General features: G+C 52.7%; 8 protein-coding genes. 3 read left to right on the forward strand and 5 right to left on the reverse strand.

Features of this window, described 5'->3' with window-relative positions; translation table 11 throughout:
* Window positions 1–557: HAD family hydrolase (locus ABQ298_07225; protein MEQ9824158.1), on the forward strand; the 557-nt coding region annotated here is incomplete at its 5' end.
* A gap of 16 nt (window positions 558–573) precedes the next feature.
* Entirely contained in the window at window positions 574–1,440 is an 867-nt protein-coding gene (locus tag ABQ298_07230) for a glycosyltransferase family 2 protein (GenBank protein MEQ9824159.1), read from the forward strand.
* A 6-nt stretch (window positions 1,441–1,446) separates the two neighbouring features.
* Here the strand turns inward: ABQ298_07230 and ABQ298_07235 are convergent, their stop codons facing one another.
* The 4 genes from ABQ298_07235 to ABQ298_07250 all read right to left on the reverse strand — a co-directional run bounded on the left by ABQ298_07235 (window position 1,447) and on the right by ABQ298_07250 (window position 7,526).
* Window positions 1,447–2,283, reverse strand: coding sequence for a hypothetical protein (locus ABQ298_07235; GenBank protein MEQ9824160.1), 837 nt, complete (start codon window positions 2,281–2,283; stop codon window positions 1,447–1,449).
* Between the two features lie 70 nt (window positions 2,284–2,353).
* Window positions 2,354–3,961, reverse strand: coding sequence for a TrkA C-terminal domain-containing protein (locus ABQ298_07240; protein ID MEQ9824161.1), 1,608 nt, complete (start codon window positions 3,959–3,961; stop codon window positions 2,354–2,356).
* Between the two features lie 76 nt (window positions 3,962–4,037).
* Complete coding sequence (locus tag ABQ298_07245) at window positions 4,038–6,443, reverse strand: family 78 glycoside hydrolase catalytic domain (GenBank protein MEQ9824162.1); 2,406 nt, start codon at window positions 6,441–6,443, stop codon at window positions 4,038–4,040.
* Window positions 6,444–6,563: 120 nt separating this feature from the next.
* Window positions 6,564–7,526: a transposase gene (locus tag ABQ298_07250; protein ID MEQ9824163.1), complete on the reverse strand. Its 963-nt coding sequence runs from the start codon at window positions 7,524–7,526 to the stop codon at window positions 6,564–6,566.
* 186 nt (window positions 7,527–7,712) lie between these two features.
* Between ABQ298_07250 and ABQ298_07255 the strand changes: the two genes are divergently transcribed.
* Window positions 7,713–8,366, forward strand: a complete 654-nt coding sequence (locus ABQ298_07255) for a hypothetical protein (GenBank protein MEQ9824164.1) — start codon at window positions 7,713–7,715, stop codon at window positions 8,364–8,366.
* Here the strand turns inward: ABQ298_07255 and ABQ298_07260 are convergent.
* A complete protein-coding gene (locus tag ABQ298_07260; GenBank protein MEQ9824165.1) occupies window positions 8,344–11,922 on the reverse strand; it encodes a hypothetical protein in 3,579 nt (1,192 codons plus the stop codon). The genes ABQ298_07255 and ABQ298_07260 overlap by 23 nt on opposite strands.
* Window positions 11,923–12,200: the final 278 nt, after the last annotated feature.

Raw genomic sequence — 12,200 nt, forward strand, 5'->3', positions numbered from 1 at the left:
AGACGGAAATTCAGAATCTTCCACTTTTCGGATACGGGATCAAAGGTTTCACACTTTCCCTGATCGAAACGGCCATGCGCATCAGCCAATACCGCGTCAGCGCCCGGCAAATCGAACAGATCATCCAGATCGGAAAATCCATGCTGCAGTATCCTGTTGAGCTACTGCCCGAGGTCGAAACTACACTCAATCGCTTGACTCCTCATTACCGCCTGATTCTGGCCACCAAGGGCGATTTGCTCGACCAGGAGCGCAAGCTGCAACGGTCGGGAATCTCCCACTTCTTTCATCACATTGAGGTCATGAGCGAAAAAAACGCCGCCGCCTATCAACACCTGTTAGCCCATCTCGATGTACAACCTCACGAATTCGCCATGGTCGGCAACTCGCTGAAATCCGACATCCTTCCCACACTGGAGATCGGCGCGATTGCCTTTCATGTCCCCTACCATGTGGATTGGGTCCACGAGCGCGTTGAATCCTTTTCGGCACCCGAAGGACGTTGCTTCACCTGCCAACACATAGGGGAAGTTGCAGATCATTTGCACGTGGCCTAGCCATTCGTCTCGCGCCATGGTCACCATTCTCATCCTCTGTTTCAACAAACTGGAACTCAGTCAGCGCTGCGTGCAGGCCACGCTGGATGCTGGCTATCACCCAGAACAGATCAGCGTGATCGACAATGGCTCCTCCCAACCGTTGCAAGCAATGCTCCAGGAACGGTTTCCGGCGGTCAATTGCATCCGACTGGAGCACAACCTCGGTTTTGCCGGTGGCTTCACTCAGGGTATTCGGCGTTTTCTCACGATGCACCCGAATTGCCGGGATTTTCTTTTTCTGACCAATGATACCCAACCCCACCCCGGATGTGCAGAAGCGTGCGCAGCAAGCGCGAGAAAACACCGAAGCCACTTGATCGCGCCTCGCTTGCTGTTTCGCAACGATCCTGAGCGTATCGACTCGCTTGCAGCCCGATTTGAACGCACGGATGGAACGTTACACCACTGCCGGACCCTGGGACTGTCACCCCTGCTCCAGCACGATGAATACATTCCCGGGACCGCCATGTGGATGACACGCGAGGCGTTTGAGCAACTTGGTGGCACCGATGAATCGTATGTCATGTACTGGGAGGATGTGGATCTTTGCTTTCGCGCCCACCAGCAGGGAATCCGGATGGCCCGTTGCGAAGAGGCCATAATCGCACACGGAATCGGGCAAACCTGTCACAAAAAACCGCTTTATTCGACGTATTACTTCCAGAAAAACCGTATTCGATTCTGTAAAAAATGGCTCGATTCAGAATCGTGGAAACAGGTTAGCTCCCGCATTGCAACCGATCTTCAAGCCCTTATGGAGCGCGCCACACTACGGAATGACACCCAGCGCCAGCACTTTGTCGAGCAGCTTCAAATCCTGCTCAAATCTGAAAGCGCATAAGCCTGTTCAGGCAGTCGTACTTCGGTAGTCCAGAAACCGTTCGATGCGTTCAGGGGTTCCCAAATCAAAATACTCCTGCACGTCGATACTTCCTGCCGGAAAACAAGCACTGTGACCACACATGTTCTCATGCAATCTCGATGTTAAGCTCTGCATGAGCATCGGGTGCAGTTCTCCTGCAATACTCCGCTGAAATCCAAGGCAACACCAGATCGCGTTAAACGCACGCACATCCGTCGGCTTATCCTGCAGTCCACTAACCCTAGCGTCTTCATCCAACATCAGCGCACCGAATTGTCGAAGCTCCGCTTCATCATGGCTGCGTTTCACCCCAAATACGAGGGAATGGTAGGACAATGCTTCAATCATTCCTTCCAGTAAAGTAACGCGGACGCCTCTCCGCAGCCACGCGCTGCGGTCCAGAGAGGACAGCACCAAAAAACTGTCAGGCAAGAGCACTACGTTGCTTTCAGAAAAATGCTCCCTCGCCGAATGGATCGATCCGGGCCACTCGTGAAGTTCTGGATCAAACGAAACCGCCACAACCCGCATCACCGTCCCTTCGAGTTGCTCTATTACCCGCGAAACTACGGATTCCTTGCCGCTTCGGATCACGACCACTACTTGAGTTTTGGCGGCTAACTCCGGTGGCGTCTGCATCAACAGATCCAGCGAATACTGGATCAGCGGAATGCCAGGCTCAGCTTCATGCAATTCTTTCGGCCCACTTGCACCGAGTCGCCGTCCTTCTCCAGCACAGGGGAGTATCACCGAAAGCTTCGGTTGAGTGTTCAGTTGTGGATTCACACTCAGGGGAGCACTCCGGCTGGGATTGGGTTTCATGCTAAGAGGGAATTTCAGAACAGGCGTCTCACGATCCACCCACAACCTTTCCCCATGACTGCCGTTCGAGCTAGCCCAGGATTGAGATCAGGAGTTTTGCGATCACTGTCATCACGATGAGCGCAACCGGATAGGCAGTCGCATAACTGACGACAGGCAACTGGGAGTCAGTTCGTGCAGTGAGCGCACCCAGCGCAGGTGTGGAGGTCATGCCACCACAAATACCACCGAGTGCCTGCAAATTGTTTAATCCAAACAGCTTACCCGCAAGCAGATAGGTGACCACCATCGGAAGCAACGTGATCAGCACACCTGCGAGAAACAGCACGGGACCATGATCCACCAAGGTATCGACCATCGCCGCACCGCCTTTTACTCCCGCATTTGCCAGGAAAAACACCAGTCCCAGTTCCTGCAGCAGTTGCCGCGTCGGTCGTGGAATGTGACCTACCAATCGGCCCACTTTTCCGAAGTGCCCAAGCAACAGTGCCACAAACAGCGGTCCTCCCGCCATGCCCAGGGTGATGCCCTGACTGCCCGGAAGCGCAAGGGGAATCATGCCCGCAACCACCCCCAGTGAAATTCCCAGCGACAGGCTCAATAGATCCGTTTCATCAAAGGCTTCGGAGCGATGCCCAATCGCCTTGGCGAAGCGATCCAGTTCATCCGGGTTCCCCACAACCGTAAAAATGTCGCGACGTTCCACACGTGTATCCGCACTCGGAACGAAGGTAACATCAAGACGGGTTACGCGGCTGATCAAAACCCCGTGTTTGCGCAACGGCTGCAGCTGCGCCATCGTCAATCCCACGATGGAGGGATCGGTAACAACCAAGCGCCGCTGCTGTTTTTCCACGTCTTTGATAAAGGGTCGTTCACTCTTTTCACCAATCAAGGCCACCGCCAGTTCCATATCTCGCTGGCGTCCCACGATGAAGAGATGCTGACCCGATTCGAATTGGTCGTCATATTTCAGAGGAACCAATCGATCTCCTTCCAGACGGCGGGAAATTTGCACGGCTCCCAACGAGGACTCCAGCACCTCAGAGATGCGTTTCCCAAGCAATGCCGTGTTCTTGACTTCCACCAGGCCTGTCTGAACCGAATGATACAGGTCATTTGCCACTTTGTATGCGTCGGCTTCACGATCCAAATCCTGTCGAAGGATTCGAGGCATCAACTGTACGAATAATACCACTCCAATCACACCAAAGGGATAGGCTATACCATATCCGATCACCACGTTCGACCCGGCATCAGCCAGCCCTTCGGTTGCCGCCGCAAGGGCTGGGGTGCTGGTCAACGCCCCCGCAAAGATGCCAACCGTGAGGTCCGCCGGAATCTTCATCCACGTGTGGCAGGCCCACGCAATAAGGGCACCGAGTCCGACGATCATGACGCCAAGTTTCGCAAGTGTGGCTCCCTCGCGCGCGAGTGCTCCAAAGAACCGGCCTCCAGCAGATATGCCCACGCAGTAGACAAACAGTACCAGCCCGATGGTTCCCACCACGTCGGGCAACACCACCCCAAAGTGTCCCGCAAGCAGGGCAGAAAAGAGCACTCCCGAGCTGCCAAGGCTGAGCCCCTTAACCTTGAGCGAACCCAAAAACAGGCCCACTCCGATGATCAGAAACAACGCAAAAAGTGGATTACCGAGGAGAATTTGGATCGAATTCATGGGCTGAAAAGAATGCGCTGAACCTATGCACAAGCTTCAGCACTGTCCAGAGTTATGTCACTCAGCGTTGACCCGATCAGGGGCGTTCCCGTAGGCCTTCAAGCAGCAGCGAGCTTTGCGACTCGTTGATTGCGATGGTTTTTCCGTTCCACTCCAACAAAGCGTCAACTTCTTCTGGAATCCGTAGCATCATGTTCCATTGGTTTTGCTCAGGCAGATATTGCATTTGCAGGGTTAACTGCCCTTGGGGAAGGACCACGGTCGTGCTCAGGTCTTCAAGCGTACCCGGTCGCGGTTTCAAATGGACCGTCTGAAACCCCGGAGTTCCGGGACGCACGCCCGCTACCGACACGGGTAGATGATAGAGCGGGTGGGCCGCCCAGGCATGCACATCGGAGCGACTCTCGATATGGTGCTCCGGAAAAGTGGTGAGTCCCATCTCCAAAAACTGCATCCACCGGTCGAGTTGCGCAACAATGAGATCTGCACGTCCTGCCTGCCGATAAGCTTCGAAGACATAGAACTGGAAATAGAGGGTGGCTTGAATCAACGTTGCGTCGCTCGCAATGCGTTCGGCAAAGCTGGATCTCTCTTCCGCCGGAACCACTCCCGCAAGCAGGGCCAGTGCGTTGGTGTGCTGACTGAAAACCTTCTGTTCTGCCGTTTCTGCAAATTGCTTCCTCGCATCACTCCATGCCAGCGATATCACTGCCTGTTTCAGCCGCCTCGAAAGCGTCTCATAGTTTTCAGCGGCATGCAATTCCCCCTGGCTCTCCAACATCTGCGCCGTCTGATCGAGAGCAATCGCCAACATCAGCGACAGCTGCACCGATCCACCTTCTTCAGAGCCGGGTGGAGATCCATTAAAAAACCCTGAAGCACCACCATCCGTGTGATTCCAGTATGGCAGGGGTCCCAATAGCCCATCTTGCTGAATGCGCTCGGTAAACCAGGAAAGAATGTATCGGATCGCGGGCAGGTTTTCTCGAACCAGGTCAGCATCATTCTTATAAAGAAAGTGATCGTGGACCATGCTCACGAAGACCAGCGAAAAGGGCGGGATGATTTGTGCCGCCATTCCGCTGATGGGAAACGCGCTGCGAATCAATCCCATGGGCTGCAGTGAGTCGTGAAATTGATCGATGGCATTGCGCATCAGGCGGTCATCGCCGGTCAGGCAGAGGGATACCAGCGATTGAATGCGGGTATCACCGATGTACTGAAGCTGTTCGTAGTAGGGGCAGTCCATGTAGGTCTCGAGCGCGCACAATTCTAGCGTTCTCCAAGACGCATCCAGAATCGGTTCGATACGCAGATCCGACTTGCTTGAAAACGTACCTTGTTTGTCGAAGGGATAGCGAACCTGCCGGTAGTCGAAGCGTTCGAAAAGCAGGGGTTCGTCACGGGTTTTGATATCGAGTTCTACATAGCGAAAGGATCGCATCCAGAAGGGTTCGAACAAATGATTTTCCGATCCATCAGGATAAAACTGGTCGAATATTCCACGCATGGACTTCCCTTCGATTTGGTTGCGGTTTCCTTTTCTGCCCGCCGCATCCACGAGTGCTTCCTGATACTTCACCGTGATCTCGGCTCCAGCCCCGCCACTCACCTCCAGCATCGGAAAACCGTTGTCGACCACTCCATTGTCGAGCAGTAAAGTGACTCGACAGTTTGCAGGAATGTCGACTGGCCAATCTTTTGGGGTCGTAGTGGGTTGCCCATCCTGCGAGCTTCTTCGAAAGTCATTTAACGACAAAATCCGGGTTTCAATCAAGGGAATGGGGCGCTCCTGCAACAGCCGGTAGTTGAATACTTTCCACGTATTGAGTCCAAGGTGACTGCCCTTGTTCTTCACAACCGCATTTGGCCAGTCGCTGTCGTCAAAATCTGCCTGCAGCCAATCCGCAGGATGCTGTCCCGCATCCCAGGACTCGGTTCCTCCAGCGATATAACCTCTCACGGAATTTGTCGCTGTCATTTCGAGTGGTTTCCACCCAGGACTTTGAAGAACCTTCCAACTCGCATCACTCTGAAGGCGTGCACCCTGAATATCCGGACCGGACAGAATCATACCTGTCCAAAACGTGATCTCTCTCGGTCCGTTCAACGCAGCCGCTTGACGAACTTCAACTGCGATGATGTTGGTTCCCGTTTTCAGGAAAGGTTGGATGTCGAGAGTCTCGTAGTTCCAATGATAAAAATGACCAGCCGCAGGCCCAAAGGTCACCCACTCTCCATTGACCCACAGTCGATAACGTGGGTCCGCAGAAATGTGGATGACAAATGAATCCGGAATGTTCTTCACTTCGAATGTCTTACGAAACAAATAGAGACCCGGTTCATCCGCTTCGGGCGGAGCGATCCAATGTGGAAAAGTTGCATCATCGACCTGATGTGCACTCGTCAGGAATGGACGAGCGTGCATCCCATTCACCATAAACAGAATGCAGAGACAGAAGAGATTGGTAAGCGAATTCATCGTTCTGGAAGGGATTGACATGAATCGAAAGTAGAAATCCACCAGGCAGCAGGTTCCTGAAGCATGCTGCACGAATTCCGACTATTTACAATCCACACCTCTACCGATTTTTGTCTGGAATCATCCAAAGGGTCTCAATTGCAGATTGCGCATGACACGCAGCTCTCCCCAGTCTGCTCCCCGCATCCGTGCAGCACATGTTTTGCGGTTTGCTCCAAACCAGTCCCGATGGCACTCCTGCAGCTCCTTCAGATACGCCGCGCTACCGAGAGCCATTCCATCCGAAAAATACCGCACCCGACAGCGCAGTACTTCTGTCATTTCCAGTTTTCCCTCACCAGCCAGTACCGACTCCACCTTCTCTTCACTCAAGCGTCCCCGATCTTTACCCAAACTGCCCTTACTTCGGTAACCCTTGCCATACAAACAGATACGATAGGAACGAATGGCAGTCTTCCATGGCTTTCCAAAATAAATCCATGTATAGCCTGCCCGCGCTTCTTTCTGCCCACCCATCGCAGCACCGTAGCTGCAAAATCGATACTCAGCGGGATCTTCCACCAGTTTTGCCCTTACCGGGTTCAGATCAATATACGCTGCCAGCGTGCTCATTGCTTCCCGACTGGGTTCCACAATCAGACTCTTGAATCGGTCAGACCAAATGCTGCCTCGATTGTCATGCCGATGGTTGTACCAGATCCCGAAGCGTTGCTTCAATTCCCGCATGAACACTGAAACATCACCCATGCGGTGGCATAGACGCTGTCGCCATTCCATCGCCTCCTCTCCTCCATCGTCAAACAGCTTTTCAAGCTTTTCAGGATGGATTGCCCGAGGCCCCAAACGCTCGCCCCGATAGAGAATGCGATGGCGCCTGAGTAATTCAGTATCTGGAATTTCCGGCTCATGCCTCACCCGCACCAAGATATGGAAATGATTGCTCATCATGCAGTAAGCCAACACATCCACACCACAAAACAGTGCCTGCTTTCGCATCATGCGCACAAACATCTCCTTCTCCTCATCCCCAAACAAATGCTGCCCACAACTTGTGCGACTGATCAGATGATAAACACCGTCCATCCCCTGTATCACAGCCCTCGGCCTACGTTTGCTTCTCATTCACCCAAACTACCCCACTCCATCTCCAATATCAATTCAATTCTCAATTATCAGCCTGGGTGTTTATTGAAGAACTTGTATGAGTTGGGGTAAGCCTTGATGGAAAGCTGTGTTTCAGTCATGTTGGTGAACATGCGGTTCTGGCTCATGATTCTGTTGCTAGGGTTGTGTGGGTGCCATTCCCCAAACCCACACCTGCCTGTGTTCTGGACGCGCACGGCGGTTGACCCGTTGTTGCTGGCTGACGATGCAAGCCACCCGACCCTGCACCTGTTTATCATCTATTCGAGCAATCTCTGCTCGCACACCGTGCTCAGGATTTCAGATCCTTCATTGGGAACCGTCTTCTGGGATCCTGCTGGAGGATATGGCAAACCGGACTACCCCGTTGTTGCTCGCAGAGTGAGGGATCTTGTGGTCAATCCCGTTCCTTCCCTAGCGGACTACATCCATTTTCGCAATTATCTCCCAACTGCCTCCATGGAGATTTTTGAATTTTTGCTCGATCCGGTGGTTGCCAGGGAGATGATCGAAGCCCTTCGAGGAGAAGACACATCCTCACCCTGGAATACTCGAACCCAAGCGTTCCAGTGCAGTTCCAACATTTCCAGCTTTCTGGCGACGCATGGGGGAGAGCGATTTCGAATGAAATCCTTCTTTTTTCCGCACGATCTGGCTGCACAGCTCTATGAAATCGGCCCTGATCGCCTCTATCTGCTCAACCAGACAGGCTTTTATCTCTATCTTCCTCCTCCCAACAAATCCTTGAACCAAATGGCTAGAACTCAAGACCTACCGTGAGGAAAAACTGACGCGGATCTACGATTCGATAGGTATGAAATACTCCATCAGGGTTAACTCCAACCGGACGTAGTCCTCCTGCTTCAAAAGCGTCCCTGACGTTAAATTGAACTGTCAGCTGTATTCGATCATTCCAAATTCGATTCCGGTAAGTACACCACAAATCCACATGCCATTGTGCTTCATCAAATACGGGTTGATTTGCATCCAGCTCGCGCACGACTCCGTCTGTGCCAGCTGCGCCCGCCATATAGCCAATGACTGATTTGTCCTCCCATCGAATTCCACCCCCAAAACTCCAATTCCTCATCACTCCACTGGAAAATCGGTAATCACTCAGTAAATTCCAGCGCCACTCTCGCTGACCGCTTGTCACCTTGTCTTCCAATCCTTTGGAAAGGGTCACCAGCGAATCCACATTGGTGTAAAACCACGATTCCGGTGTTGCCGTCGCCTCACCACCGATGACTCCGATATGGCGGATTGGATCGCGTGCGGTGAGATTGGGGTAAGTCCAGAAATACTGATACCCTTCCGGAAGTGCGGGAGAGTAGGCCGCTTTCCAAACCTCGAGCCGCGCCTGCTTCCAAGCTTCATACTCTGGAAAAACATTGGAATACCGCGTTCGCTGCTGCGCCAGATTGAACTTGATTGTCCAATTGCGAGTTGGATTGTAAATCAGGTTCAACTCCAATCCGCTCGCAACAATATCTGAGGTACTGCTCGTTCGGTTCCAATACGACTGAAACCCCTCTGGAAACTTGAGAATTCCGGCAACACGTGCTTCGGCCTCTACACCTACCAGTCCTTCCATCTGCGCAACCAAATTTGCCCAATCCTGAAATGCTTCAAAATCGAAGTATCCCATGCGCCACAGTTGCGAGCTGATTCTCGTGTTCTTCTGTTCAATCTCGAACCCATTGACTCTCGCATAGAAACGACCCGCTCCAAGATCAAAGCTGACCCCAAAGTCCCTTCCGTGCCCCGTCGGCAGTGGTACGGTGCTGCCATCCAGAATATTAAAGCGAACTCCAGCTGGCTGAAAATTCTCCGATTCGTTAACGTGAACTGACAACCCCTTCCAAACCTTTGCCACAACACCCGCAGAGCGGGTATCACTCGATACCTTTTGAAAAGGGAACCATTGCTCCCCAATCTCATTGATGTCAGGCAAGCCCGTTTCAGGATTGACGGATGGAGGTAAAGTGGAGCGTGCATGATGCTCATCCCGTCGCCAGCCAAATGTCGCAACGAGACGGTCATCCCATGCGTAGTGCTGGTACACCCATGATTTTGACCGAATCTGCCGTTGCTCGATGCCGGAAACGCTGTGCAATGCATTGGTCATCTGCACACGCTCTCGAGTCCATGACCAGTTTTCGATCTTACTATGGTTCGAAGTTCCCGGAACCGGAATCGCTCTCTCAAGCCAAAAACTTTGCTCACCATTGCGAACCAATCCCGGACCCAAACTGACATTTCCTCCAGAATCCCCAAGGTAAAAGCGTCGATGCACGGCACCGCCCGGTCCTGTGGAGAGATCGCTACGATTCACCCAGCGGTTATTCGAATTCACCATCTGGCGAAACCGGTAGGTTCCCTGTTCCACATCCCGTTGCGACCAGAGCAGCATGAAATTCAATCGTCCCAATTTGGCCCATTTCGAAGAGATTTCCCCAAAATCCATGGCATAGGCCACCGCAGCCCTAAAATTGTGATTCGTTTCCCACTGGTGAAAATCATCAGGTTCACGGATTTCAATGAATGCTTTGCCGAAAAATGGATTGGTACTTCCATCAAGACGATGCGAATTCGGATCCACTTGAAGCGTAGCACCCGTCTGCTGTGCAAGGTAGTAGGAATTGTCCGAAGAAAACGACTCTCGAAACCAGCCAAAATTCACATACAAGCCAGCCAAAATTTCCTGATCAAATTCAACACCCCACAGGGTCGCTTCATCCTCGCCAGTGTTTCCCGAGAGCAAATTGAGATGTTCCCAGTCATAAAGATCCCGGTCCGTCACTCCAGTTGCCACCCACAAGGGGCCGGGTTGAATATAGCCACTGACCAGCGTTCGATAAATGGAAGTTCCATCGACTTCGTCTGGCTCATGACTCAAGCGCCTCTGCGTGAAAGACTGGAACACACCCCGCTCATAGGAAAGCAGTGGCCGGTTGCTCTCACTCCAGAGAACCCCGGGCAGGGCATCATCGGAGTCATACGGACCTGAGACTTCTCCACGCCAAGTCACGGTGCGATCCACCGGATGCCAGGAAGGAGAACCCGCCTGCTTCCAAGGAGTGATCAAATCCCGTGGGGTAAACGAATTGGGTCGTCGATTCTTATTTCGATAAACTTCATAAAACCCAATCACATGAGTTCCATTTCCCGGTTGAAAATTGAGCGAGGCATAGCTTCGAGTTGTGCGGTCATGGGACGGTTTTCGCTGAAAACCCTTTTCATCCCGAACACCCGCAATCTGGAGTGCCAGGACATCCTGCCACAGCGTTCGGTTGAGATTCCAGTTCGTTCGCTGCGCCCCCCAACTCCCCCATCGCTGCTGAAATGAAGTAGAATTCACTCCCATCAGCGGAGTACTCAGTGACTGGTTAACAATGCCAGCAGCATTGCCCAGCCCAAACAGAATGGAATTCGGCCCTCGATTGATCTCAAAAGTTGCAGCGTTGTAGCTGTCGAAGGGTATGCGATCAATGCTCGGAAAGTAGTTCCTCGCGGTTTCCGCACGGTCGATGCCACGAATGCGATTTGCACTGAACGGACCCGATGCAGTCGGACCATTGCTAAAACCTGCCGCGATATCCTGAACCGCCCCATCTTTGTCGATGGAATAGGCGGAATAGTTGAACATGCCCTCCGTATTGGCCTCGTAGAGAAACACATCATTGAGATCGACCGAGGCGGTGTCGCTCATCTGTTGACGCGTGATCACCGTGATGGAAGCCGCCAAATCCGACACTTTGCTGTTGAGACGACTCCCCGCTAAGGTGTACTCAGCAAAATACCCCTGATCCTGTGCCGAACTGTCCACCAGAAATGGCGACAGTTCAAAAGGTTCCTCCTGCCAGGGATCCCGATGTGAACGCTCATCATTTTCCCCCAAAACCTGCCGGATCCATTCGAACAAATTGCGAGCTGGAGGGAGGACCGGATCTTCAGACTCAGATGACTCCTGCTGTGCAGCGAGATCCTTGAGACGGACGTTAGATTCGGACAACTTGATTGCAAAGATCCGCTTCTGATCCGTCTGCACAATGGCCAGCGGAGTATCCCTCAACATCAACTCCAAGACACGCTCAGACACGAACCAACCTATCACTGCACGGGTTTGCACGCCGCTGACCGCAGCATCAGAATACATGAGCTGCAAATTTCCCTCCCGGGCGAATCGATTCAGTGTATCCGATGCAGGACCTTCCGGGATGTTCCAGAAGCGTGATTCCTCGGCTCGGAGCGACTGTAGTCCGAAACATGCAAGGCACAGCCACAAAAGCGGTACAAGGCGACGAAGCGAGCCTTTTGTTGGAATCGGCAGCATGGTTCGGGGTCAACAGAGTCCATCAGAAAAATCTGGGCAAGTCGAACATGCCAATATCTCAAAAAATGCGAATACTGCTTCGATGTGGACTGTCAGATCACTTTCAAAAAACCAACTGTCTTCCGACAAACGGATCCGTCCCATGCCCATCAACCCTATACTTTCACCACTGCGACCACTGGCAGTTCGGATTTCCGGCACCCATGCCACAGCGTCCAGCTCATCACGGAAGCCCCCGCTTTCGACATTTTGCCTCAACGCTCCACCCGGTTCCGCAA

The organism is Puniceicoccaceae bacterium (assembly GCA_040224245.1).
Lineage (GTDB): Bacteria > Verrucomicrobiota > Verrucomicrobiia > Opitutales > JAFGAQ01 > JAKSBQ01.